24 protein-coding genes and 1 pseudogene are annotated in these 25,068 nt (G+C 37.9%); 16 read left to right on the top strand and 9 right to left on the bottom strand.

Translation table 11 applies throughout. From position 1 onward, the window contains the following. Nucleotides 1-257: 257 nt before the first annotated feature. Nucleotides 258-1,631 (bottom strand): sensor histidine kinase, encoded by a 1,374-nt coding sequence (locus tag FFR48_RS10830; RefSeq protein ID WP_137667377.1) that lies wholly within the window; start codon nt 1,629-1,631, stop codon nt 258-260. A gap of 204 nt (nt 1,632-1,835) precedes the next feature. On the opposite strand from FFR48_RS10830, the gene ppk1 reads away from it, so the two are divergent. Beyond that, entirely contained in the window at nt 1,836-4,001 is a 2,166-nt protein-coding gene (gene ppk1, locus FFR48_RS10835) for a polyphosphate kinase 1 (RefSeq protein ID WP_137667378.1), read from the top strand. A gap of 492 nt (nt 4,002-4,493) precedes the next feature. Continuing rightward, nucleotides 4,494-4,904 carry a response regulator gene (locus tag FFR48_RS10840; protein ID WP_137667379.1) on the top strand — a complete coding sequence of 137 codons (411 nt, stop codon included), beginning with the start codon at nt 4,494-4,496 and terminating at the stop codon, nt 4,902-4,904. An 87-nt stretch (nt 4,905-4,991) separates the two neighbouring features. Here the strand turns inward: FFR48_RS10840 and FFR48_RS10845 are convergent, their stop codons facing one another. Then, a complete protein-coding gene (locus FFR48_RS10845; protein ID WP_096570227.1) occupies nt 4,992-5,174 on the bottom strand; it encodes a hypothetical protein in 183 nt (60 codons plus the stop codon). Nucleotides 5,175-5,315: 141 nt separating this feature from the next. Here FFR48_RS10845 and FFR48_RS10850 point away from each other — a divergent pair, with 141 nt between their 5' ends. Beyond that, the gene (locus FFR48_RS10850; protein WP_096570229.1) at nt 5,316-5,864 is read left to right on the top strand and encodes a DUF2854 domain-containing protein; all 549 of its coding nucleotides are present in this window, start codon (nt 5,316-5,318) and stop codon (nt 5,862-5,864) included. A gap of 110 nt (nt 5,865-5,974) precedes the next feature. Here the strand turns inward: FFR48_RS10850 and FFR48_RS10855 are convergent, their stop codons facing one another. Both FFR48_RS10855 and FFR48_RS10860 read right to left on the bottom strand, forming a co-directional pair. Continuing rightward, nucleotides 5,975-6,235 (bottom strand): CRR7 family NDH-1 assembly protein, encoded by a 261-nt coding sequence (locus FFR48_RS10855; protein ID WP_096570233.1) that lies wholly within the window; start codon nt 6,233-6,235, stop codon nt 5,975-5,977. Between the two features lie 67 nt (nt 6,236-6,302). Continuing rightward, complete coding sequence (locus FFR48_RS10860) at nt 6,303-7,508, bottom strand: histidine kinase (protein WP_190346494.1); 1,206 nt, start codon at nt 7,506-7,508, stop codon at nt 6,303-6,305. A gap of 126 nt (nt 7,509-7,634) precedes the next feature. On the opposite strand from FFR48_RS10860, the gene FFR48_RS30385 reads away from it, so the two are divergent. The 5 genes from FFR48_RS30385 to FFR48_RS10880 all read left to right on the top strand — a co-directional run bounded on the left by FFR48_RS30385 (nt 7,635) and on the right by FFR48_RS10880 (nt 11,631). Next, complete coding sequence (locus FFR48_RS30385) at nt 7,635-8,288, top strand: hypothetical protein (RefSeq protein ID WP_307722518.1); 654 nt, start codon at nt 7,635-7,637, stop codon at nt 8,286-8,288. A 70-nt stretch (nt 8,289-8,358) separates the two neighbouring features. Further along, the gene (locus FFR48_RS30390) at nt 8,359-9,156 is read left to right on the top strand and encodes a hypothetical protein (RefSeq protein WP_307722519.1); all 798 of its coding nucleotides are present in this window, start codon (nt 8,359-8,361) and stop codon (nt 9,154-9,156) included. Nucleotides 9,157-9,293: 137 nt separating this feature from the next. After that, nucleotides 9,294-10,727 carry an S-layer homology domain-containing protein gene (locus FFR48_RS10870; RefSeq protein ID WP_137667380.1) on the top strand — a complete coding sequence of 478 codons (1,434 nt, stop codon included), beginning with the start codon at nt 9,294-9,296 and terminating at the stop codon, nt 10,725-10,727. Between the two features lie 236 nt (nt 10,728-10,963). Further along, entirely contained in the window at nt 10,964-11,221 is a 258-nt protein-coding gene (locus FFR48_RS10875) for a hypothetical protein (RefSeq protein ID WP_137667381.1), read from the top strand. Beyond that, nucleotides 11,218-11,631 (top strand): type II toxin-antitoxin system VapC family toxin, encoded by a 414-nt coding sequence (locus FFR48_RS10880; protein ID WP_137667382.1) that lies wholly within the window; start codon nt 11,218-11,220, stop codon nt 11,629-11,631. The genes FFR48_RS10875 and FFR48_RS10880 overlap by 4 nt, the downstream gene beginning before the upstream one ends. A 29-nt stretch (nt 11,632-11,660) precedes the next feature. Here the strand turns inward: FFR48_RS10880 and FFR48_RS29400 are convergent. From FFR48_RS29400 to FFR48_RS10905, 5 genes and pseudogenes are all read right to left on the bottom strand, one after another. Further along, nucleotides 11,661-11,873: pseudogene (locus tag FFR48_RS29400) on the bottom strand (DUF2283 domain-containing protein); the annotation flags it as partial. 103 nt (nt 11,874-11,976) lie between these two features. Further along, nucleotides 11,977-12,165 (bottom strand): hypothetical protein, encoded by a 189-nt coding sequence (locus tag FFR48_RS10890; RefSeq protein WP_236104049.1) that lies wholly within the window; start codon nt 12,163-12,165, stop codon nt 11,977-11,979. 165 nt (nt 12,166-12,330) lie between these two features. Beyond that, complete coding sequence (locus FFR48_RS29410) at nt 12,331-14,052, bottom strand: serine/threonine protein kinase (protein WP_236104050.1); 1,722 nt, start codon at nt 14,050-14,052, stop codon at nt 12,331-12,333. A 157-nt stretch (nt 14,053-14,209) separates the two neighbouring features. Next, on the bottom strand, nt 14,210-14,839 hold the full coding sequence (locus FFR48_RS10900) for a (2Fe-2S) ferredoxin domain-containing protein (protein ID WP_137667383.1): 630 nt from the start codon (nt 14,837-14,839) through the stop codon (nt 14,210-14,212). Nucleotides 14,840-14,904: 65 nt separating this feature from the next. After that, nucleotides 14,905-15,171, bottom strand: a complete 267-nt coding sequence (locus tag FFR48_RS10905; RefSeq protein WP_096570245.1) for an Asr1405/Asl0597 family protein — start codon at nt 15,169-15,171, stop codon at nt 14,905-14,907. Nucleotides 15,172-15,560: 389 nt separating this feature from the next. Between FFR48_RS10905 and dpsA the strand changes: the two genes are divergently transcribed. From dpsA to nblB, 8 genes are all read left to right on the top strand, one after another. Beyond that, a complete protein-coding gene (gene dpsA / locus FFR48_RS10910; RefSeq protein WP_137667384.1) occupies nt 15,561-16,115 on the top strand; it encodes a DNA starvation/stress protection protein DpsA in 555 nt (184 codons plus the stop codon). An 817-nt stretch (nt 16,116-16,932) separates the two neighbouring features. After that, nucleotides 16,933-20,202, top strand: a complete 3,270-nt coding sequence (gene carB, locus FFR48_RS10915; RefSeq protein ID WP_137667385.1) for a carbamoyl-phosphate synthase large subunit — start codon at nt 16,933-16,935, stop codon at nt 20,200-20,202. A gap of 632 nt (nt 20,203-20,834) precedes the next feature. Then, entirely contained in the window at nt 20,835-21,791 is a 957-nt protein-coding gene (locus tag FFR48_RS10920; protein WP_137667387.1) for an RNA polymerase sigma factor, RpoD/SigA family, read from the top strand. Nucleotides 21,792-22,089: 298 nt separating this feature from the next. Continuing rightward, nucleotides 22,090-22,437 carry a DUF760 domain-containing protein gene (locus FFR48_RS10925; protein WP_096570254.1) on the top strand — a complete coding sequence of 116 codons (348 nt, stop codon included), beginning with the start codon at nt 22,090-22,092 and terminating at the stop codon, nt 22,435-22,437. A gap of 193 nt (nt 22,438-22,630) precedes the next feature. Continuing rightward, entirely contained in the window at nt 22,631-23,038 is a 408-nt protein-coding gene (gene mutT, locus FFR48_RS10930; RefSeq protein ID WP_096570256.1) for an 8-oxo-dGTP diphosphatase MutT, read from the top strand. 86 nt (nt 23,039-23,124) lie between these two features. Further along, complete coding sequence (locus tag FFR48_RS10935) at nt 23,125-23,424, top strand: RNaseH domain-containing protein (RefSeq protein WP_137667386.1); 300 nt, start codon at nt 23,125-23,127, stop codon at nt 23,422-23,424. 197 nt (nt 23,425-23,621) lie between these two features. After that, complete coding sequence (locus tag FFR48_RS10940; protein WP_096570260.1) at nt 23,622-24,080, top strand: CBS domain-containing protein; 459 nt, start codon at nt 23,622-23,624, stop codon at nt 24,078-24,080. Nucleotides 24,081-24,197: 117 nt separating this feature from the next. Next, nucleotides 24,198-24,869 (top strand): phycobilisome degradation protein NblB, encoded by a 672-nt coding sequence (gene nblB, locus FFR48_RS10945; RefSeq protein WP_096570262.1) that lies wholly within the window; start codon nt 24,198-24,200, stop codon nt 24,867-24,869. Nucleotides 24,870-25,068: the final 199 nt, after the last annotated feature.

Raw genomic sequence — 25,068 nt, forward strand, 5'->3', positions numbered from 1 at the left:
TATTTACTGTTCTCAATTCTCAATTCCCAATTCCCAATTCCCAATTCCCTAACATAAAAAACTTTGTACCTCACTAGCTTGGTAAATGCTATTCTCATATTAAATTATGCAACTAGCTTTCTTCATCTATCACAAGAAACAAATGTTGCATAAATAAGTAACTCAACCGTAAAAAATGTTATACCTAATATCCAGATCCCCGACTTCTACCGACTCTTGAGGGCAACCACAGGGGGTTTGCCCCTACTGAATTATATTTAATACTCCAGAGAGATGGGTAAAGTGACAATAAAAGTAGTACCTTTACCAACAACACTTTCCACTTGAATTTGTCCTTGATGATGTTCCACAATAGCTTGAGCGATCGCTAAACCCAAACCTGAACCAGTGCTATTTTCCCTTATTTCCCGACTTTGATGAGAACGCGCTGGATCTACACGATAAAATCTATCAAACAATCGTGGTAAAGACTCACTAGGAATACCAATTCCCGTATCACTGATTTTAATTTGTAAACAAGTAAAACCATAAAGCATTCCCGCAACTCGCCCTAACTCCACCTGTACCTTTCCTTGAGTTGGAGTATATTGCAAAGCATTACCAATTAAATTTGTAAATAACCTTACCAGTTCATCCCAGTTACCCATCACAGTAAACCAATTTTCCTGTAATTCTGGGTCAATTTCCCCTGGCGGATCAACTAAATTCAAAGTTAGATAAATTTCCTTGTCTGTAGCTAAAAGTTGTTGTTCTTCCACCACTTCTATTAACAAAGCATCCACAGGACAAGGTGAAAATAAAACTGCACCAATACCACTATCTTGTCGTGCAAGAAATAATAAATCATTCACCAACCTACCCAAACGCTGAGTTAATCTTTCTACTAATTTTAACTGTTGACGATAATGAGAAATACTACTAGATTCTAAGTCTAAATCAGCCAACGCCACTTGTACATTAGTTTGAATTAAAGCGATCGGACTTCTGAGTTCATGGGAAGCATCAGCTGTAAATTGTTTTAACCGTTGGTAAGACTCCCCCACAGGTTCCATCGCTTTACCAGACAAAAACCAACCACTAGCAGCTACCGAAAGCACCATCAACCCAGTACCCAAACCCAAATCAAAAATTAACTGACGACTGGGTTTAGTCACTTCAAACCAAGGATGACTCACACGCAGATAACCTAAAACCTGTCTTCCCACCTCTACCCGATGGGTAACTTGTCGCAATAACAGTTCTGAGTCTCCCCATCCCCCCATCCCCACTACACGCACAGTTTCACCCGTATTACTATGAATAGGAATATTTAAAGCTTCGGAAAAAGTTGACCACCGTAATTCACCAGTGGGACTAAACCATTCTAGGTCAATATGATCATCTTCCGCTGTATCAGCATTATTCCGAAAACTCGCTTCTACATTGACACGGAGTTCATCAGGTTGTACATTAACGGGTTCAATGACTAAAGAACGCTCTACCACTTCCACCACATGATTTAGGGTATCATCAATTCTTTCTATCAGAGTGCTGCGGACATATAAATATACCCCAGTGGCAAACAAGAGTAGTAAGATAGCAGTAACAGCAGTGTACCAAAGAGCAAGACGGCGACGAGTAGCTTGAAACATTACACTAGGGAATAGGGAATAGGGAATAGGGAATAGAACAGTTTGTTTTCGTCCAACTTACAACTTCTATATTTCCCCATTTTTAAATATCTCTTAACCAAAAATTAATATATTAGTTAGATTAATTAACTACTACATCTAAATATTAACTCTTACCTCTTACCTCGTGCCTTCTGCGTGACATCTACTAGCCCGTAATTAATTATGCCAAAATCTAAAAAGACTGCCCCTAGCATTAACCTGAATGATTCAAAATACTATATCAACCGCGAATTAAGCTGGTTAGAGTTTAATAGTAGAGTATTACACGAGGCTTGTGATCAACGCACCCCACTACTGGAACGGTTGAAATTTTTGGCTATTTTTAGTTCTAACTTAGATGAGTTCTTTATGGTGCGAGTTGCAGCCTTAAAGCAACAGGTAGACGCTAAAGTAAACTCCTTAACTCCTGATGGACGGACACCCGAACAACAACTAGATGAAATTAGGTTGCACCTGAACCCGTTGGTGAAAAAACAGAACGAACAATTTGAACAAGTTTTACAACCGCTGTTAGCCAATCATGGTATTCATATTCTGAAATATATAGAAATGAATGAAAAACAGCGAAATTATTTAGATAACTACTTTAAAGAACAAATCTTTCCCGTACTGACTCCTTTAGCAGTTGATCCTAGTCATCCTTTTCCCTACATTTCTAATCTCAGCTTAAATTTAGCTGTGGTGGTGAAAAACCCAGAAACAGAAGAAGAATTTTTTGCCAGAGTTAAAGTTCCTAATGTTTTACCGCGATTTATACCTTTACCATCAGAGTTAGGAATTGACAACAACGGAAAAACCGCTAACTGGATCGGTGTACCATTGGAACAGGCGATCGCTCACAATCTAGAACATCTGTTTCCAGGGATGAATATTCAGGAATATCACCCCTTCCGCATTACACGGGATGCTGATCTAGAACTCGAAGAAGACGAAGCCGATGATTTATTATTAGCTATTGAACAAGAATTGCGTAAACGTCGTATGGGGGGAACACCAGTTAGGCTAGAAATTCAATCCCAAACACCAGAAGTTTTACGTTCTCGGTTATTGCAAGATTTGGAATTAAGCGAAAATGACGTTTATGCCGTAGATGGTCTATTGGGACTACGAGACTTGATGTATTTTATGGCTTTACCATTGCCAGAACTGAAAGATCCCCCACGTCAGTCCGTTGTTCCTTCCCGCTTGCAACGCCTCAGAGAACCCAGTATAGACCCAGATGTATTAGACGTAGAAGAAGGAAAAGATTTTTTTGCTGTAATTCGGGAAAAAGACTTACTGGTACATCATCCCTATCAATCATTTTCCGGCACAGTGGAGCGTTTTATTACCCACGCTGCCTGGGACCCTCAAGTATTAGCTATCAAAATGACGCTTTACCGGACTTCCGGGGATTCACCTATTGTTAATGCTTTAATTGCCGCCGCAGAAAATGGTAAACAAGTTTCTGTATTAGTAGAATTAAAAGCTCGGTTTGATGAGGAAAATAATATTTACTGGGCTAGACGTTTAGAAAGAGTTGGTGTTCACGTTGTTTATGGTTTAGTCGGTCTAAAAACCCATAGCAAAATTGTCATGGTAGTGCGCCGAGAAAAAGATCGGATGCGTCGTTATGTACATATTGGGACAGGAAATTACAACCCAAAAACAGCACGACTATATACAGATTTGGGTTTGTTGAGTTGTCGGGAAGAATTGGGCGCTGATTTAACAGATGTGTTTAACTTCTTAACAGGATATTCTCGCCAAAAAACCTATCGAGAAATATTAGTTGCACCTGTGAATATGCGCGATCGCTTTCTCGAACTAATTAACCGAGAAATGGAAAATGTCCAAAATGGATTTTCCGGGCGCATTGTTGCTAAAATGAATTCCCTCGTCGATCCGGAAATTATTACTGCCCTATACAATGCTTCCCGTGCTGGCGTACAAATTGATTTGATAGTCCGGGGTATATGTTGCTTGCGTCCAGGACTCAAAGACATCAGTGAAAATATTCGCATTATCAGCATTATCGGTCGCTTTTTAGAACACTCCCGCATTTTTTACTTCTACAACAATAATCAAGAAGAAATATATATCGGCAGTGCTGACTGGATGCGTCGTAATTTAGATCGTCGAGTCGAAGTCATCACACCTATTAGAGATCCAGAAATTGCTAAAGATTTGCAAGAAATTCTGGGAATTATGTTAGCAGATAATCGTCAAGCTTGGGATTTACAAGCTGATGGTACTTATATCCAAAGACGACCCTATGATGATTCTCAAGAAGCTAATTCTCAAAAAATTCTCATGTCTATGGCTTTACGTTCTACACACACCACATAAACAGGGACTGGGGACTGGGGACTGGGGACTGGGGACTGGGGAAATGAAGAGGACAAGGAGCTTTCTAGCAGGGAGCAAGGGGGAAAATACCTCTCCCCTGCACCCCGCCCCCCGCCCCTCACAGGGGTAGGTTTTTAATATTATCTGTTGAGGCAGGACTAGGAAGACAAGGAGGGAAAGTAGACAAGGAAGATTTTCTCCGCACAATAGTCTTTTTGTTACCAAGATAATATGATTTTGTACGGTTTTCCTCCCTTGTCCACTATCCTTCCTTGTCCCCCAAGTCTTGCCCTCACGACAATGTAAAATACCTACCCTTGTGAGGACCCCCGCCCCCCTGCTTCTTCTGCCTCCTGACTCCTGCCTCAAAACTTCATCATTTCTTTATACACAAACACCCGTTATTCATCCGTAGGATAGAGTTAAGACAGGCACTTACTCCCATACACTATAGATACTCTTGTATATAATTTTCAGTTTCCGGGAATGGTAATGTTGTCCTGTGAGTCTTTTTCCTTGCGCGTTCTATTGGTTGATGATCATGAACTAACTCGTTTAACCCTACAGTTCGCTTTTTCTGCTCAAGAGAATATGCAAGTTGTAGGTTTAGCTAGTAATGGTCAAGAAGCTATAGAAATGGTCAAAAGTTCCCACCCTGACGTAATTGTGCTAGATTTACATATGCCAGTTATGGATGGTTGGCGTGCTTCCGGTTATATTAAATCTATATCTCCAAATACTCAAATCCTGGCTTATTCATCAATAGATGATGCACACTTGCAACAAACAAAGGCAATGCCCAGTTTTGATGAAGTTTGCAAAAAAGATGTACCCACAACAGAACTCATCGCTTTGGTTAGACAACTAGGCCAGCGTGCTATCAACAATTCAGTGATGGGTTAGTGAAGATTTTTTTAGGAAAATCAAGATTGTCGGCTGTACCGGAAAATTACGGTTGCCGACGTATATTTTGATTTTGCTTATTTTAGATTAATTAGTTTCTGATTCGGGAATATTGCGTCTAAATTCATCAATTAAATCATCTAATTCTTCTAAAGCTTGATTTACATCAACTCTCAAAGTGCCTAAATTTGGTTGTTCCAGAAGACTCAGCAAGTATTCACGTTTACTTTGAACTGAGGCAATTCGTTCTTTAAGTGTTTGTAGATCCATTGTTTTATTCCTATTTTACCTATTCTTCATTAAACTTAACGCAAAATCGGCTAAAGCTGATCAATCAAGAATAGATCCCTGACTTCTCAAAGAAGTCGTGGATCTGGGTAAGATGTTAAGAAATGATCAACATTTCAAATCATGCTGGGCAAAATTTCTTTGGGAACACTCGGTTTAACCTTGGGTAGCATATTAACCATTGTCGGTTTCGTCGCTTATGCTGCTGATAACGCGACTCTCAACTTGGTGGGCTTTTTTTATGGCTTTCCTCTCTTGCTGGGAGGTTTAGCACTCAAAGCTAATGAACTCAAGCCCATACCCTTTAGCCAACCTACCACAGAATCAGTATTAGCACTCAGAAAACAACAAGCTACTGTAACTCAAAATAAAATCCGCACTGACATAACTAGATTTTGCTACGGACAAGAAGCTCATTTAGACCGGGCGTTGACATACTTAGGTTTGAATCCTAACGATGAAGAACGTCCAGTAGTGACTGGTTTAAGAGAAATAGAAGTTAACGGTGCTTATTCCTTGATTTTAGAATTTGATTCGCCTTTTATTCCTCTTGATATTTGGCTACAAAAACATGAGAAAATGACTAAATACTTTGCTCCTAATGTTGAGGTGAAAATTACACAACCTGATGAAGATAGAATTGAACTAGAATTAATTACTACTCAAAATTAATGGGTAATGGGTAATGGGTAATGGGTAATGGGTAATTCGTAATTGGTAATTGGTAATTGGGAAAAATAAAATGATTACCCAGTCACCAGTCACCAGTCACCAGTCACCAGTCACTTTTCTAATCTCACAGCATACCACTGTAAATATTTTCCTGGTCCTACATCTAATTCACAACTGGTATCAATTAAATATTGTGCTTGTTCTGTGACAGAATCAAATTTCTGGATATCAGGAGTTAAGTCATCAAAAGCCAGTTGTTTTAAAGTATTTTCCAGCTTTTCTAGTAATTCTGATTTCGTCAAAAATTGTTCTTCTTGGTTAGTTTCGAGAACAACAAAATTGTCCTCTTCATACATTAATGGATGTGGCATTTATGAATTTATTTGCTAAATAAAGGTTAATTAAATTGTGTGTCAGGAGTCACCAGTCACCAATCACCTATGATGGATAAACTGGTAAAGTAAAATGAAACCATGCACCACCATGAGGATTTGCATCTACCCAAATTTGACCATAATGCGCTCTAATAATACGTTGACATAAAGCCAGACCAATGCCATAACCATCTGTTCCTTCATCTCGTTGCAGACGGAAATGATTTTCAAAGATGCGATCGCGGTTTTCTGGGGGAATACCAGGACCTGTATCACCAATACTAAACTGTACTTTTTGAGTGGTGCGGTGTAGTCCGGCTAAACTAATCATGCCTCCTTCGGGTGTATATTTAATAGCATTATCCAATAAATTTACTAAAACTTGACGGATACGCTCAGGATCGGCATATACATAAGGTAAATCTTTGGGGATATCTGTTTCTATTTTTTGAGCTTTGCTAATATAGCGATCGCGTAATTCTTCCAATACTTCATAACTAAGTTTTCCTAATTCTACTTTTTGTGGTATGATATTAAATTCTTTATCATTTCCCCTTCCCACTTGTAACAAGTCAGCTATCATCCGGTCAATGATTCGTGTTTGATTACGGGCTTGTTTTAAAAAATGTTCAGCCATAGCTGGTTTTAAACGGTGAAATGCTCCCTTTTCAGAATTGTAGTTATTTTGAAGCGTTTCTATAGCTATAGCAGCAGCAGTTAAAGGATTACGGAGGTCATGGGCTAACATTGCCATTACCCGGTCTTTAAATTGTAACTGTTCTTGCAGTTTCTCTTTTTCCTGCTTCAAGTTAAAAATTTCATCTGAAAGCTTGATCAACTCCGCAGAAACAGCAACAGAATGTATGGTAGATGTGGGTAATGTTGCCCGCACATTCTCATCTTTGAGTTCTTGTAAGTCTTCCTGTAACTTTAAGAAAGCGTCTACAGCAACTTGCCAGCGAGGCCACCAGTTTTTTAATTGGGTTATAATATTGCTTCCCGCCAGAGTCTGTTGAGGTTCTGGATGAATTTTAATTAAAGCCGGCGTTGCTACTAATTTAAAATGTTCCGCTAGATACGGTTGTTGGCCGACATCAATAATTTGTAGTTCAAAACTATACTCTGTTTCTAATTCTCTTAAATAAGAGCGTATGCGCTGTACCTGTTGTCGGGACTTTGGTCGTCCATCGACAAAAAGCAACAGCTGGAGTGGAGCCTCAGAATAGATAGGCTGATCCTGGGAAACTTGCATGTAATCTTGTTTCAGCACTGGTAACAACCTGGCGACGCTTTACAGAAAGTAAAATAAACTGACGGTTGTCGATGGTCGTTGTTTTCTTCCAATTTAATATCTATTTTAAATTTTTCATACACCCATCAGATTGGCATTTTTGACATGAGAAAAATCTTTGTGGGACTTTCACTGTCTTTGACGCTGGGTTTTACTCCCAGTTTTGCCTTAGCTCTGGAATATAAGTCTCAGTTAGACCTGAGTCAAAGTGTTGATTCAGTAGCAGGAGAAAATATATTTTATACCAAAGCTATGCAGCTAGTACAACAGCAGATTTATTTAATTGCTCGACTTGAGCAAGCACTGAGCAGTTCAGACCCCAACAGAATGAGATCCGTGAGGGGGCAATTAACTGTTTATACCCATTCTGTAGAAACTTTTCTCAAACGTCAGTACCCAAGTCCGAAAACTTTGTGTACCGCAAAAGGAGATTTGTCTCAACAGTCTGATTTAACTGTGCAGTTAACTGATTCTCAATTACAAATTTACTGCTCTTTGTATGCTGCCAACCAGGAATTGTTAAAATTATCCCCAGTTACAGATCGGCTGTTGTCTCGACGGGGTGAGTTAGGGTTAGTGAGAAAGTTACCTTTGGTTTCTGGAGAAAGAAAATCAGATCTGGTGATTTCTATTGCACCAGTACAGCGTCCTGATCTTAGTAAACCTGCAACACCTTTTATTCCTAAAGAACCAAATTTAACTTCTTCCCCATTACCAGTGGTTGGCAGCCCGGCAAAAACAGCTATAGCTAAACTATAAACCGCCTATCCAGCCCGCGATCGCACCACCAGAGGAAGCTATCAGCACTCTTAGAACTGCCAATCAAATCTTGCAAGCAGCCCAAAAAAGATTTCCTGACAACATCAAATTTATCAATCCACAGGAAGACGCAGCGACACTAGACCGTTTTGCTTACGACATTGATTCCCAAGAAAAACAAATCTACACTCAGTTTTTGCAATTGCCTAACACGGGCATTTTTCGAGTTTTACCTGATTCAGCCTACCGTCGTCGGCCGAATACCCTCCAAAATCGATTACAACCAAGTGTTATTGAGCGTTATCCTTTTCCCTCTGTAGGTGAGGGTAAGGGAGATTTTACTCCTAGTTTAGCATTGAAAATGATTGACGATAACTTCCAGTTATTCCCTCAAGGAATAGATTATGGTTTTATCGTTAATATAGGTGATGTACCTTTAGAAAAATTGGATGGTAGACTACAAACTCTTGATCTATCAACGCGGGACTTTTTTCTCAACTACCAACCACCGAGAGAGTTAAAAGCCTTACAGGTAGATAGAAGGCGGTTTATTACAGGTAAAAATCAAAATTGGCAACAGTCGCAAATTTATTTGAGTGGTGCTAAAGCGGAAGTAAATAAAACTTATTTAGTGCGATCGCTCCAATTTCAACTCCCAGAAATCATCTCAGAACGTCAACCCGTACGCCGTCAAAATAGCCGTATCAGGCAACAATTAACAGAAGTGCCTAGTAGTGATACTATCATAGCCTTTCGCGCCGTGCGTCGCCGTCCTGATGGCAGCTACACTATTCTTTGGCGAGTTCTCAACCAGTTACCCGCACCGCAAATAAATGATTTAGAAAAATATGTGATTGGTGATTGGTGATTGGTGATTGGTGATTGGTGATTGGGGACTGGGGACTGGTGATTGGTGATTAGGTTATTTATCTCCCTGTTCCCTGTTCCCTGTTCCCTGAAATGCTAATGTAGAAATTGATAATAAATATCTATTTGTGATTTCCTGTGGTGCTTTATAAAAATCCTGTTATCTTTTTCAGTATAGCTGTTTTACTTTCTACCTTAACAGCCTGTGCTAATGGTCCTACTGCCAAAAATTTAGAACAGTCTTTAGCAGCAGATCCTAGACTGCAAACAAATACTGCGGTTTTTGGTGAAAACAAGAATCCAGAAATATCAACTGCACCTAAAGTTGAATTACCTGCTGACTTTCCTCAAGAAATTCCTATTTATCCCAATGCTAAGTTAGCAGAAATTCAACCTGCAAATAATAATTCAGATAATTCAGATAATTCAGATAATTCAACAAATTCAGAAAATAAACCTGAAAATAGAATTGTAGCTCGTTGGCAAAGTGCAGATCCTAGTAATATGATTGCCAACTTTTACAGCAGTGAGTTTAAAAATCAGAATTGGCAAATTTTACAACAACCACAAGACGATACAGAAGGAACTTTTGAAGTCAAGCGGAATGATTTATTATTGAAAGTAGCAATTAACCCAAAAACCGTTACAAATCCAACACCAAATCAACCACAAACAGCTACAGAATTAACAATTGAATATACATCTAATAAGAGTAATAGTGTAACTGCAAATTCTGGGACAAATTCTGGGACAAATTCTGGGACAAATTCTCAACCAGGAGATTCGCAATTTATTGGACCAGTTTCACCAGGGGTTGATGTTTCTAATCAACCAACAAATACAGAAATTACAGCAATTGAAAATTCACAACCTCAAGAATTTACTGATTTGAATAAAGTACCACCAGAATGGCGGAAACAGATTGAAGATTTAGGTAGATTAGGAGTTTTATCAATTGCATCAAACTCCAATAACAGCAATTCTAATCCTACAAATGCTCAACAATTTGCACCTGATAAAATCATCACTCGCAGAGAATTTGCACGCTGGTTAGTAACTGCAAATAATGTCATGTATGCTAATAATCCTGCGAAAAAAATTCGTTTATCGTCCACAAATACACAACCAGTCTTTAGAGATGTTTTACCTAAAGATCCTGATTTTCCAACTATTCAAGGATTAGCAGAAGCGGGATTAATTCCTAGTATTTTATCAGGAGATACAACCGCAGTTTTATTTCGTCCTGATGCACCTTTAACCAGAGAAAATTTATTAATGTGGAAAGTTCCTTTAGATACCCGTCAAGCTTTACCGAATGCTAATTTGGAAGCTGTGAAACAAACTTGGGGTTTTCAGGATACAGAAAAAATTGATCCTAAAGCATTAAGAGCAATTTTAGCTGACTTTCAAAATGCAGAACAATCAAATATTAGGAGAGTTTTTGGATATACTACTCTTTTTCAACCGAAAAAAGCTGTAACTCGTGGGGAAGCTGCTGCTGCCATATCTTATTTTGGTTTGCAAAGTGAGGGGATGTCAACTACTGAAGCTTTGAAGTTGAAAGGGGAGTAAATTGTCAGAGTGAGGATTTTTGGGATTTGGGTATGTACAGGATTGATTTATTTGTCTGAATCATGATGTCCGGGATTTGAGGATTTATGGCTAACGCCACGCTTCGCTATCAGGATGAGATTTAGGAAGATAGAAAACTGTTATTTTATAATTAAGGAGTGATAATTTTTGATAAAATAAGATATTGAATTATTATTTCTAGGGTAATCTTAATTAAGAACACATACACAAAAACCATGAATCAGCTTTTAGAACAAGCATTCGCTTTAGTATCACAGCTACCAGAACAAGAACAAAATGAAATTGCTCAAATAATTTTTCAAAAAATAGTTCAGAATCAACAATTACTGCAACCCAAATATATGGATAAAAATATAGATTTTATGCAATTTGCTGGTATTGCTAATTCAGAAGAATCTATATTGTTACAGCAGCTTGAACATGAGATTGAAGAACAAAGATTACTAGACTCATCAAGGGAAATTGAATTGTGAAAAAAGTGATGTTACATACTAATATCATCTCATATTTTTTGCGAGGTGAAACACAAGTAGTTCAAAAACTTCGGGAATATCAAAAATTTTATAGTTATCTAACTTTTTCTGTGATTACATACTATGAAATCAAAAGTGGACTGCTGTATAGAGATGCAAAGAATATTTTACGACAATTTGAGATTCTTGCTCAGAATAGTGAGATTTTACCCTTTGATATAGATACGGCCAATGTTGGAAGTGTGATTTATCAGGATTTACGTCAGAGAGGTTTGCTAATTACTCCCATTGACTTACTTATTGCAGCATCAGCAATTCATAATCAATGTGTTTTAATTACTGCAAATGTCAAACATTTTCAAAATATTCCTAATTTAGAATATGAAAATTGGGCAGCACCTAAATTATAAGCTGGATTTTGCATATATTTTTCTCAAAATTAAATTAATAACTTAATTTCTGTAGATTCTCCTAATGCTTCATTAACTAAAATCAATTTACCTTGTTCATAAGTTCCTAATTGTTGATTAGCGTTGAGGAGTTCAATACCGTAAATTGTACCATCTGGGGCAATATCTACATTCATTTGTTTACTTACTTGAATTGTTTCTACCTGTCCAGTTTTCTCTTTGAGATAGATGTAAGCTATATTGTATCTGGGATCTTAGGAAATTTTCATGGCTTTTGTACCTTTAAAAATATTTAACGATAACAGTAATTACTAACCAGTTTTCCCCTTCTTGAACAGCAATTACTTACACTTTCTTCATAGCATAAAATTTGCCATTCCATTCAGCACTAAAAGGGAAACTACGTCTAAATCCAGTTCTATCATATTGGGCTGTAAAAGTTATACCACCTTCCACTGTAGCCATAACTTCTTCCTCTGTTGCACCACGTTCAATTAATCGTGCTTGTGCATGGGGATGGAACTTGACACTCATAATTTTTTTTTCATTTTATCTATTGTTGACTTAAAAAATAATCTAAAGTTTAATTCCTAGTTATTCAAATTCCTTCTGGTTGGCAAATTTTTAGATTGTCAGAATCAGGATTTACAGGATTTGAGGATTTACAGGATGTTATTGTGAGAGATTTTCCAGGGTTAACTATAGGTCTAATTCCAATAATGTTTGATCATATCTACCAGTTAATAACCAGTATATTGGTGCTATTAAACCAAATGGTTTCCATATTTTAGGATTTTTAATACCTTGATATCTACCTTGACAATTTGCTTGTGAAGTATCTCCTATCATCCCAAATGCAGAATAAGCAAAATAAGCAACTGCACAATTCCAATTATTACTCCAAATTTGTAAGGCTAATTTTGTATGAGGAAATTTCAGATCCACAAATTGATGCAGATTATTTTTGTAAGGATATACTTCAGGTAGATCAAAATGAGAAAACATTACTGCTATGCGATATTGAGGTTTATCATTTTGATAGATTTTTAAATTTAATATCCTTTCTAATACTGTGAGACTGTGAGCTATTTCAATATCATTTATAGCTGTAGAATCAATGATTAACGCTAGATATTTGGTTTCGGTTAATTTTTCTATACAACTATTGAACCAATGACTATCACTCAACTTATAACTCCAATAATAATCACTATCACTCAACTTATAACTTCTGATTAATTCTGAGAAAAAGCATCCCGGATACATATTAAAACTACAGGAAACTTGTACGTTATTTTGATTAAGTTTCCTTAAGCTATTATTGATCTTAATTAAAAATGAATAATATCTTTCTGCTATCCATATCTCTCTAAGCGACAACATTTCTCCTTCGGCTAAAATGAATTTAGCTTCTTCAGCTAACTCTTGACTGTTCTCACACAAGCATTCAACTGAGTATGATGAGTTGGTTTTTACTAAATTGTTCAAATAAGCTAAAGTTGCTAAATAAGTAATCTTTCCAGAAGGTCTAGGTCCGATAATAATAATAGGACTATGCTCTAGATATTCTGCTAATTGTGGAGAACTAGAAACAGGAAAATTATCAAATAACAAATTCAACCATTCTATAATTGACTGAGGACGGAATTTGTAATTTAATGCCATTCCCTTCATAATGCCATCATTCACTTTGTCACTGATACCAAAATTAAAATCTTTAACTGGTTTTAAGGTGAAATTTTGCAATCTAGCCGGTGCTGGCATTGGTAACTGTCCAGTCAACAAAGCGTATAATGTAGCAGCTAAGGCATAAACATCAATATATTCTCCCCTTTCTGCATCTGGTAAATACTGTTCAGGAGGTGAATAACCAGGGGTAAGATTTTGTGTATGTTGTTGAATTTCTCCTGATACAAATTGTCTCGCAATACCAAAATCAATTAACACTGCTTCTTGTTTACCAGCCCGAATCATAATATTATTGGGCTTTAAATCTCGATGTAATAAACCCTTTTCATGAACTACGGTTAATGCGTCACCTATTTGTTGAATATATAGCAGTGCTTCTGCTTCTGATAACGCCCCTTTTTCAGTTATTCTTTTTCCTAAATCTTCACCGTTAATATATTCCATCGCCATGCAAGGTAAACTAGCTTCATCAAAGACATTTTCCACCTCAACAATGTGGGGATGACGACATAATGCTAGTCTCAAACCTTCATCACGAAAATCCTGTTTTAATTTATTTTGATGTTGTATCAAATCTGGACGATTTAAAATTTCTTGTCTCAGGGTTTTTATTACTCGCAGTTCACCACGTTGGTTTTTAGCCAAATAGGTGATACCTATTCCCCCTTGGCCTAGTTCCCGTTCTATAATGTAGCGTCCCCCAAATAACCCCTGTCCAGGATAAAACACCATTTTTGACCACTGCCTAATACTGGTACTTATTCTGGCATAAGATGGTGGTGAGTGGTGGTTTATTCAGTAATTGGGCGGACAATCTTGTTAGAATCTTTAATGCCAACCCACATCCTGTAAATCCTGAAATCCTGGATATCCTGATTCAGACAAATAATTAAACTTCCATAAACTGCGGAGATTTGATTTCCGCATCCTCACCAAAATGCTTATCTACCAAAATAGCAACTTGTGAAGGTTGAACTTTAGTATACCGGGTTTTATCTGGCATGACTAAATTAGGTCCAGCCTTACAATTTTTCATGCAACCAGTACCTTTAAGATCAACTGTATCCTGTAAACCGCGATCGCTCAACTCAGACTCCAACACCTGACACAACGCTTTACCACCGCGTTTCATGCAATCAGATTTTTGACACATTAAGATAGTTTGCTTTTTCGCTCGTTTGGGTTTACTCGTTTCCGGTGCTAAAGACACTCTTTCCATATTTAAATTAGGCGCAATTATTTCTACTTGAGAGCGCCCAGCCATTACCCGTTCAGCTTTTAACGTGACTTCCTCTTTTTTAGCGTCATACTTTTTAGTACCTACCACCTGTAACCAAGTACCACGAGGTAAACGCAAATCAAAAGCTACCCGTAAATGCTTGGCTAACTTTACATAACATTCACCGTCAGAAGTCGCTAATAATAAACCTTTTAACTTATAACCATCTTTAATCACAAAATCTAAAAATCTACCTTCTAGGCAAAATTCTGATACTTCTACACCAGTATAGATACTCATCTTTCGTTCACCCAAGATTAACTAACTACAAAGCAGATAAAAGGAAAACAGAAAATAATTACAAATTACAAGGCTTGATAACGCAAACGCAAACAATCTTTTAAATGACAAATTAAATCTTGACGAGAAGCTTTAACTTGTCTCACCACACTCCAAACTTGGATAGCTATTTGTGGGTTAGTAATTTCTACCTGCAATGGTTGGTTACTCTGACAATGACAAGGAATATCTAATTCATTTAAGCGTTGATAAACTTGCCAACGTTCTGACCAACTCACATCAATAACGTGCTGTGTTCCTAATTGTGAATTATGTGAATTAGAGAATTTCAAGTGAATTACCCTCAAAGTGCCACAAAATGGCAGTAAATAAAACAGAATAACCCCCTGTGACTGGGAGTTTATTGGACTTGAGCCTTATCAACCAGAATAGCGTAAGTGCAAATTATTGTCATTAAATTTGCAAAAAATTTTCATAAAACTTGAACCACCACACCCCGAAGGGTGTTATGCACAATGTGTAAATAAAGTCAAGGATATTAGCAAACAAACAGAGATGAAATTAATAGTTAACACCAGACATAAAAGGAAAACGAATACTTGCAGCGATAAAAATTAGAAATTCTGTCATATTTAGCAGACTGGCATGAAAATTTTTTAATGTTAAGATATAACAAAAAGCAGTAGTTGAAAAAAACAACTGCTACAAAGCGAGGAGAACCATGTCTGATACTCAAACTTTGATTCAAAATTTTGGTCAAGTATATGACAACCCTGTATTACTAGATCGCAGTGTTACCGAACCAGTAATTGAAGGATTTAATATTGCATTAGCTAGTTTTCAAGCACTTTACCTACAGTACCAGAAACATCATTTTGTAGTTGAAGGTGCAGAATTTTATTCACTGCATGAGTTTTTTAAGGAAAGTTACGAGGAAGTACAAGATCACATCCATGAAATTGGTGAACGTTTAAATGGTTTGGGTGGTGTTCCCGTAGCTTCTTTTACTAAATTAGCTGAATTATGCTGTTTTGAACCAGAAGCAGATGGTACATTTTCTTGCCGGAAGATGATAGAAAATGACCTAGTAGCAGAACAAGCAATGATTAGCTTAATTCGCCGTTTAGCCTCTCAGGCAGAGAGTTTGGGAGATCGGGGGACAAGATATCTCTATGAACAAATCCTGCTAAAAACAGAAGAAAGAGCTTATCATTTAGCACATTTTTTAGCTAAGGATAGTTTAACATTAGGTTTTGTTCAAAGAACCACAAACTAAATTTAACCTCATCTTAAATTTCTGCATTTATATAGATGCAAAATTTAGTAGAGTAGATTAGAACCGAAAATAAAAAATTGGCAGCTAGGTAAAACCACAGATGAGTTACCTATCTGTCATTTTTTGTATTTATCAGTGCAATTATTATTAATTATATAAAATGCAAATATTTGTCATTTGCTGATCAAGCAGGACTTACGGAAAACAGAAAGGAGGTAGGGGTAATTCATGAATTACCCCTACGAATAAAACATCACTAAAAATTGTTAAAAATCATATTTAACAGTTATTGAAAATAAATTTCAGGAAAATTTATCAACTCAGAAGCTATAAATTCTCAAAAATAATCTGAAAAATAGGATCATCATAAAATGAACATTCATCCTCAAAGCAAATATTCAGGAAAAAATCTCACAATAGCTGCAAACTATTTAGGATTTACGCAGAAGTTATGGAAGAATGAACCGCAGAGGCGCAGAGGACGCAGAGAATGAGAGTTTGAGAGGTATTTTGGGTGAGTCTTGAGTTTCTTCCTTTGCGTCTTTGCTTATTTGCGTCTACCCTGCGGGATCTCCTGACGGAGATTGCGCGAAACACAATATCTGGAAAAGAGAATTGTTCAGTTATTCTTTTACATCTGCGTTTATCTGCGTGTATCTGCGTTAAATTACTCAAGATAACCGAAAAATTAGGCTACACTGTTAAAAAATCTACCTAATCACAAGAACTAAGAAAACTTAATAATAAATATAAGGACTAGGGGTAAAGACCCTTAAAATAGTCAAGATTTGTATTTTCCTGATCTAAAGTAACAACTATGCCTCGTCGTCAAGATATCCACAAAATTCTTCTGTTAGGTTCTGGTCCTATTGTCATTGGCCAAGCTTGTGAGTTTGACTATTCTGGTACTCAAGCCTGTAAAGCTTTACGGGAAGAAGGTTTTGAGGTGGTGCTGGTAAACTCTAACCCGGCTACTATTATGACTGATCCAGAAACGGCCGATCGCACTTATATCGAACCGCTAACACCGGAAATGGTAGAAAAGGTTATTGCTAAGGAACGTCCTGATGCTCTTTTACCGACTATGGGGGGACAAACTGCTTTAAATATTGCGGTTGCTTTAGCAAAAAATGGGGCTTTAGAAAAGTATAACGTCGAATTAATCGGTGCGAAATTACCAGCGATTGAAAAAGCTGAAGATCGCAAGTTGTTTAACGAAGCGATGGATAAGATCGGGGTGAATGTTTGTCCTAGTGGTACAGCGTCAACCTTAGAAGAAGCTAAGGCGATCGCCGATCGGATAGGATCTTATCCTCTCATTATTCGTCCTGCTTTCACAATGGGCGGTACTGGTGGCGGTATTGCTTACAATAAAGAAGAATTTGAAGTGATGGCACAGGTTGGTATTGATGCTAGTCCTGTTTCTCAAATTCTTATAGATCAGTCTTTATTAGGTTGGAAGGAATATGAACTAGAAGTGATGCGGGATCTTGCGGATAACGTTGTCATTATCTGTTCTATCGAAAACTTCGATCCGATGGGGATTCATACAGGTGATTCTATCACAGTCGCCCCTGCCCAAACTCTCACAGATAAAGAATATCAACGTCTGCGGGATATGGCGATCAAAATTATCCGGGAAATAGGGGTGGAAACCGGTGGTTCTAATATTCAGTTTGCGGTGAACCCAGTAAATGGGGATGTGGTAGTTATTGAAATGAACCCTCGTGTTTCCCGCAGTTCTGCGTTAGCTTCTAAAGCAACTGGTTTTCCTATTGCAAAGATGGCCGCAAAGTTAGCTGTGGGTTACACTTTGGATGAAATTAGTAATGATATTACTAAGAAAACCCCCGCTTCTTTTGAACCGACTATTGACTATGTAGTTACAAAAATTCCCCGGTTTGCGTTTGAAAAGTTTCCTGGTTCTGATCCAGTGTTAACTACGCAAATGAAGTCTGTGGGGGAAGCAATGGCCATAGGAAGAACTTTTAATGAGTCTTTCCAAAAAGCTATGCGGTCCTTGGAAACTGGCCGCGCTGGATGGGGTGCTGATAAACCAGAAAAGTTACCCAGTGGGGAACAAATTCGCGCTCAGTTACGTACACCTAACCCAGAGAGAGTTTTTGCTTTGCGTCATGCAATGCTGTTAGGTATCAGTAATGAGGAAATTTACGAACTAACTGCCATAGATCCCTGGTTTTTGGATAAATTACAGCAAATTCTGGAAGTTGAGAAGTTCTTAAAACGCACTCCTTTACAGCAGTTGACAAAAGAGCAAATGTATGATGTCAAGCGTAATGGTTTTAGCGATCGCCAAATTGCTTTCTGTACCAAAACCAAGGAAGATGAAGTTAGAGCATATCGTAAACAGTTAGGTGTTATCCCCGTTTACAAAACTGTGGATACCTGCGCTGCGGAGTTTGAAGCGTTCACACCTTATTATTATTCTACCTACGAGGAAGAAACGGAAGTTTTACCCACCGATAAACCCAAGGTAATGATTTTGGGAGGTGGTCCAAACCGTATTGGTCAGGGGATAGAATTTGATTATTGTTGCTGTCATGCGGCATACTCTTTGAAAGCTGCGGGTTATGAAACCATGATGGTGAACTCTAACCCGGAGACGGTTTCTACTGATTACGATACTAGCGATCGCCTATATTTTGAACCTCTGACTAAAGAAGACGTACTCAATATTATTGAAGCGGAAAACCCTGTAGGTATTATCGTCCAGTTCGGTGGACAAACTCCATTAAAATTAGCAGTTCCCCTACAACAATACTTACAGCAATCACCAATCACCAATCACCAATCACCAATCACCCAAATTTGGGGTACTTCTCCTGATTCTATCGACATGGCAGAAAATCGGGAACGGTTTGAAAAGATTCTTCAAGAGTTGAATATTGCCCAACCGCCTAATGGTATCGCTAGAAGTTATGAAGATGCGTTAATTGTCGCTAAACGGATCGGCTACCCCGTTGTGGTTCGCCCTAGTTACGTTCTGGGTGGACGAGCGATGGAAATAGTCTACTCTGATGCAGAGTTAGAAAGATATATGACTTTTGCAGTGCAGGTAGAACCAGAACATCCAATTTTAATTGATAAGTTCCTAGAAAATGCCATTGAAGTGGATGTAGATGCGATCGCCGATCATACGGGTAGAGTGGTTATTGGTGGCATTATGGAACACATTGAACAAGCGGGTATTCACTCAGGAGATTCGGCTTGTTCTCTCCCTTCAATTTCCCTCTCTCCCGCAGTCCTTAACCAAATTAGAACTTGGACAGTTGAACTAGCAAAAGCTTTATCTGTAGTGGGTTTGATGAATATTCAATTTGCCGTTGTTGGTGCAAATAGTTATTCTCCCCAAGTCTACATTTTAGAAGCTAACCCCCGTGCATCTCGCACTGTTCCATTTGTGTCTAAAGCAACAGGCGTACCTTTAGCTAAGTTGGCATCTTTAATTATGTCTGGTAAGAATTTAGAGGAATTAAACTTTACTCAGGAAGTCATTCCCTCTCATATAGCTGTGAAAGAAGCAGTTTTACCCTTTAATAAATTCCCCGGTACTGATACCATCTTAGGTCCTGAAATGCGTTCCACTGGGGAAGTTATGGGGATTGATGCTGATTTTGGGCGGGCATTTGCTAAAGCGGAAATGGGCGCAGGGGAAAAATTACCCCTCCAGGGTACTGTATTTGTGTCTATGAGCGATCGGGATAAAGCCTTAGTTGTGGATGTGGTGAAAGAATTTATCAACCTGGGTTTTCATATTATCGCTACCCAAGGTACACGCCAATATCTGAAAGAACAGGGTTTAAAAGTTGAGCAAGTGCTGAAACTTCATGAAGGTCGTCCTAATGTGATTGACGCGATCAAAAATCAACAAATTCAGTTAATTATTAACACACCATCAGGGGAAGAAGCCCGTACAGATGGACAACTGATCCGCCGTACAGCTTTAGCCTACAAAATTCCCATAATTACAACTATAGCAGGTGCGCGGGCAACAGTAGCCGCTATCCGTTCCCTGCAAAACACCACCTTAGATGTGAAAGTGATCCAGGAATATTGTCCTATCTAGGTGACTGGGGACTGGGGACACTTCGACAAGCTCAGTGCATCGCTGGGGACTGGGGACTGGGAAATAATTTTCTCCCCTGCTTCCCCATCTTCCTATTCCCTATCCCCTGTTCCCTGTTCCCTGTTCCCTAAACATTAAGCAATCATTATAAGAGAATCTTTATAGTTAATATTGAGATATTTTAACAAATATGAGGAAACCATCTACTTCTCATTTTTACTTCTAAACTCCTGACTCTTGTCTTATGACTCCTGTCTCCTGCCTCCTGACTCCTGCTTCCTATAATATTTCAGTACAATTACGACATAACCTAACCTGATGTAACCAGGAATTTTCCAGTTACTCGGTAGTCAAGCTTTTTTAATAAATGTTACAATTATTAACAATCACATCAAACGGAAAATGTTAGACAGATCATGGTATCTCTAAGTACAGGTACTTGTAATTACAAGTAAATAACTGTACCGTCTAGCAGTTAATAAGCCTAAATTGACGACATACCGGAAACAAAGCGGATCGGGTATGTAAATTGCAAACCAGAGCATAGTTTTCTAGTTAACCTGGGTATTATCTTCTCAAGGCATCAGCTAATGACACTACCAACCAACCCAACATCAACCAAGAGTAGCGCCATGAAGACGGCTCAGACACCTACAGACCTCGTGCGGACCTACCTAAGAGAAATTGGTCGCGTGCCACTTTTAACGCATGAGGAAGAAATTCACTTTGGGAAACAGGTACAAAGATGTACCGCGTTGTATGAGGTGAGAGATAATCTTGCTACTCAGTTAGAACGTCAACCAACTGTAGAAGAGTGGGCAAATGTAGCTGAGTTAGAAGTAAAAGAATTAAATAGAGCGATCGCCGAAGGTGAAATTGCTAAACGGAAAATGGTAGAAGCTAATTTGCGTTTAGTAGTGTCTGTAGCGAAAAAGTATATTAAACGTAATGTTGATTTACTTGACTTAATCCAAGAAGGTAGTATAGGAATGCAACGGGGTGTAGAAAAATTTGACCCCACAAAAGGCTATAGATTTTCTACTTATGCCTACTGGTGGATACGTCAGGCGATCACTCGCGCCATAGCGGAAAAAGCCCGCACTATTAGGCTACCTATTCATATTACGGAAAAATTAAACAAAATTAAGAAAGCCCAAAGGCAATTATCCCAAAAATTGGGACGTGCGCCTAGTATTTCTGAACTAGCTGACGAATTACAATTAACGCCTAAACAGGTGCGGGAGTGTCTAGAAAAAGCACGTTTACCCTTGTCTCTTGATTTGCGTCTAGGTGATAATTATGACACCGAACTAGGGGAAATGTTGGAAGATACAGGTGCATCACCTGAAGATTTTGTGATGCAATCTTCTCTATCTTGCGACATAGAACGGATGATGTCAGAACTCACACCCCAACAAAAAGAAGTCATTAGATTGAGGTTTGGGTTATCAGATGGACAATCTATGACATTAGCCCGAATTGGTGAAATACTTAATATTAGTCGGGAACGAGTGCGACAAATTGAAAGAGAAGCCTTAACAAAACTTCGTAAATCCAAACATAGCATGAATGAGTATCTTGCTAGTTAGTCAGGAGTCAGGAGGCAGGAGTCAGGAGAACATTAATAACTTTATTACCTATTCCCTTCTTTTGCCTTTTGCCTTTTGCCTCTTGCCTTCTTACTGTCACCTAGATTCATTCGCAATAATACGCTGTTTTTGGTACGGTTAAACCGACTCCCCCGACTGAAATAACCTGTTACATTGAATGACATAGACACAAAGTTAAATTTTCGTCGTCATTAAGTCGTCATTAAATAGAAAACAGGTTATTTATCATTGTAGTCACAATTACCATAGATAGTAGTTGTAGCAAAGGAGATCAAAAGTGAGTAACCAACCTAATCGAGTATCAGAATTTTTCAACGGTGAAACAGAAAATAGCAACTTATTATGGCAGTACGTTAAATCTCTAAGTCCAGAAACCGTAACACAGTTATCTAAACCTACTTCTGCGGAAGTATTTCAAGTGATGGAACGAAATATTGTGGGACTGTTGGGAAATCTACCTTCTGAACATTTTGGTGTTACCATTACAACTAGCAGAGAAAATTTAGGTAGATTATTAGCTTCTGCAATGATTAGTGGTTATTTTTTGCGGAATGCAGAACAAAGAATGAACTTTGATATGGCTATACAAGGAACAGAAGCAAGCAGTAGTGATGTTGCTGAATAAGTTAACAAATTAGCACCAATTAAATAAATTCTCTGATAAATCCAAAATGAAGATACCAGAATTTTAATAATTGGTGTTTTTTTATGACGTAAATGTTAAAATTAGGTAGTTTTCAGTTTTCAGATCCCCGACTTCTTTAAGAAGTTGGGGATATATGATGATTTTAGAATGATTAAATTTTACCATAATTATTATGACAGAAATATCAAATGTTACCCATAAAATTATTGGTGTTGCTGTTATTTGGAACAACGAAAAACAGATTTTAATTGATCGTCGTCTTCCCACAGGAACAATGGCGAATTTATGGGAATTTCCTGGAGGTAAAATTGAAACAGGAGAAACTATAGAAGAATGTATAGAAAGAGAAATTTTAGAAGAGTTAGGAATTAAAATAGAAGTTGGCAAACATTTGATTACTGTTGATCATACTTATCCTCATTTACGAGTAACTTTGACAGTGCATCATTGTCATTATTTATCAGGTATTCCCCAAGCTATTGAATGTGCGGAAGTGCGTTGGGTGGGTTTGGATGAGTTGGATAATTTTGATTTTCCTGAAGCAAATGGAGAAATTATTGCTGCTTTGAGAAAAAGGTAAGAACAATTATTTAAATTCATCAAGTTATCAAAGATGATAAGCGAAACATAAAAAATAAAGCAGGGTTAGAAATTGGTGAAATAAAAATGGAAGAAAACAGAATACTTACTGATAAATTTCCCACACCTAACCCTTTAGAAATTGTGGTGACATTAAGACAAGAAGAGGATAAACCTGATGATTTAGCTGCATTTTTAGAGTCTTTGCGTTATGGATTTGGACATTATAAAGAATGGACAACAATACCCGCACCTCTATTTTTTGAAAGAGTTGTCAGAGACTATATTAGTGAGTTTTTGATTACTGATGATGTGGATGATGAAGAATTAGAAATAGAAGACAATCAGACAAATGAAGGAGAACCTAGACAACTAAGTTTATTTTGATTGATTAACGGAGTTGGGATTTCAAATCAAATTTTTTGAGACAATTAATAGTGTTGGGTTTCCTGACCTCAACCCAACCTACAAAATAAATTTCTTTTCCAGATTAAAAGTAACAATCTATTAAAAATTTTCATTGATTAGTCATCAATTACCTACAATAATAAAAAAGACTTTTATAAAAGGTGTAAGTAAAAAAAATGCTTAAAACCGTTGCAGAAGTGATGACCCATAATCCAATTATGGTTAATCCTCAAACTCCTTTAAAAGAAGCTATCCAAATCTTAGCAGAAAAACGCATTAGCGGTTTACCTGTAATTAATGATGCAGGGAAATTAGTGGGGATCATATCCGAAACAGACTTGATGTGGCAGGAAACCGGTGTCACTCCACCTGCATACATCATGTTTTTGGATAGTGTAATTTATTTACAAAATCCTGGTGCTTATGAACGGGATTTACATAAAGCTTTAGGACAAACTGTAGGGGAAGTAATGAGTAAAAATCCTCTCACTATTACCCCTGATAAGTCCCTAAAAGAAGCTGCAAAAATCATCCAAGAACATAAAGTACATCGTTTACCTGTGCTGGATAGTACGAGTAAAGTTATTGGTATTCTGACTCGTGGTGACATTATCCGCGCTATGGCCGCTGAGTAGGTGACTGGGGACACTGCGACAAGCTCAGTGCATCGCTGGGGACTGGGGACTGGGAAAGATTAATAACCCAATGCCCAATGACTAATAAAATAGGATCATTAAAAATAGGATCATTAAATGAGTATATCTGCTGAATCTGTAAAAGAATTACTGAGTTCTGATAACTTGGGCGATCGCCTCCGTGCAGTCAATCAAATTCGTGAACTCGAACCCAAAACCGGTTTAGAATTAGTACAAGTCGCTATCCGTGATAAAAATTCCCGTGTGCGTTATTCTGCTGTTAGTCAAATGGACACATTGGGAGAACAGGATTTAGATTTATCCTTGCAGATATTACGGGAACTACTCAACGATCCTGAAGCAGATGTACAAGCAGCAGCAGCAGACTGTTTAGGGGCGCTGAAATTACAGGCAGCTTTTGAAGATTTACAGGAACTCTATCATCAAACCCCAGAATGGCTCGTACAATTCAGTATTATTGCTACCTTGGGAGCATTGGGAGATCCACGGGGTTTTGAACTCCTCAAACAAGCACTTGCTTCAGATAATGGTTTAGTGCAAACTGCGGCTATTAGTTCCCTGGGAGAGTTGGGAAACCCAGATGCAGTTTCCCTTTTAGCAACCTATTCTACTAATTCAGATTGGCAGGTGCGTTATAGAGTTGTTCAGGCTTTGGGTAATTTAGGTGGTGCAGAAGCTAAAGCTATTTTAGAGACTTTGGTTAATGATGAAGTAGAAGCGGTTGCTAAAGAAGCGAAAAGAGCAAGTCCTAAGTTGACAATTTCATAGACAAAACTATACTTATATTGACAAAAATCAATATATTTTTAGGAAAAAATCAACTACTTGATATATAATACAGTGATATCAAGTATTGAATTGAGACTATTGCCGACGCGAAAACCAAGCAATGATGGTGGTAGTCTTTTTCAGAAACTTAATTGGAACACAATCGCGTCTGGCTAAGGCGTGAAAGTCTACTGAGGGA

This window comes from Sphaerospermopsis reniformis (assembly GCF_005402885.1).
Lineage (GTDB): Bacteria > Cyanobacteriota > Cyanobacteriia > Cyanobacteriales > Nostocaceae > Sphaerospermopsis > Sphaerospermopsis kisseleviana.

Coding starts and splice junctions, on each gene's coding strand:
- FFR48_RS10830 (WP_137667377.1), bottom strand. CDS start 1,631: ATGTTTCAAGCTACTCGTCGCCGTCTTGCTCTTTGGTACACTGCTGTT.
- ppk1 (WP_137667378.1), top strand. CDS start 1,836: ATGCCAAAATCTAAAAAGACTGCCCCTAGCATTAACCTGAATGATTCA.
- FFR48_RS10840 (WP_137667379.1), top strand. CDS start 4,494: ATGTTGTCCTGTGAGTCTTTTTCCTTGCGCGTTCTATTGGTTGATGAT.
- FFR48_RS10845 (WP_096570227.1), bottom strand. CDS start 5,174: ATGGATCTACAAACACTTAAAGAACGAATTGCCTCAGTTCAAAGTAAA.
- FFR48_RS10850 (WP_096570229.1), top strand. CDS start 5,316: ATGCTGGGCAAAATTTCTTTGGGAACACTCGGTTTAACCTTGGGTAGC.
- FFR48_RS10855 (WP_096570233.1), bottom strand. CDS start 6,235: ATGCCACATCCATTAATGTATGAAGAGGACAATTTTGTTGTTCTCGAA.
- FFR48_RS30385 (WP_307722518.1), top strand. CDS start 7,635: ATGAGAAAAATCTTTGTGGGACTTTCACTGTCTTTGACGCTGGGTTTT.
- FFR48_RS10875 (WP_137667381.1), top strand. CDS start 10,964: ATGAATCAGCTTTTAGAACAAGCATTCGCTTTAGTATCACAGCTACCA.
- FFR48_RS10890 (WP_236104049.1), bottom strand. CDS start 12,165: ATGAGTGTCAAGTTCCATCCCCATGCACAAGCACGATTAATTGAACGT.
- FFR48_RS29410 (WP_236104050.1), bottom strand. CDS start 14,052: ATGGTGTTTTATCCTGGACAGGGGTTATTTGGGGGACGCTACATTATA.
- FFR48_RS10900 (WP_137667383.1), bottom strand. CDS start 14,839: ATGAGTATCTATACTGGTGTAGAAGTATCAGAATTTTGCCTAGAAGGT.
- dpsA (WP_137667384.1), top strand. CDS start 15,561: ATGTCTGATACTCAAACTTTGATTCAAAATTTTGGTCAAGTATATGAC.
- carB (WP_137667385.1), top strand. CDS start 16,933: ATGCCTCGTCGTCAAGATATCCACAAAATTCTTCTGTTAGGTTCTGGT.
- FFR48_RS10920 (WP_137667387.1), top strand. CDS start 20,835: ATGAAGACGGCTCAGACACCTACAGACCTCGTGCGGACCTACCTAAGA.
- mutT (WP_096570256.1), top strand. CDS start 22,631: ATGACAGAAATATCAAATGTTACCCATAAAATTATTGGTGTTGCTGTT.
- FFR48_RS10935 (WP_137667386.1), top strand. CDS start 23,125: ATGGAAGAAAACAGAATACTTACTGATAAATTTCCCACACCTAACCCT.
- FFR48_RS10940 (WP_096570260.1), top strand. CDS start 23,622: ATGCTTAAAACCGTTGCAGAAGTGATGACCCATAATCCAATTATGGTT.
- nblB (WP_096570262.1), top strand. CDS start 24,198: ATGAGTATATCTGCTGAATCTGTAAAAGAATTACTGAGTTCTGATAAC.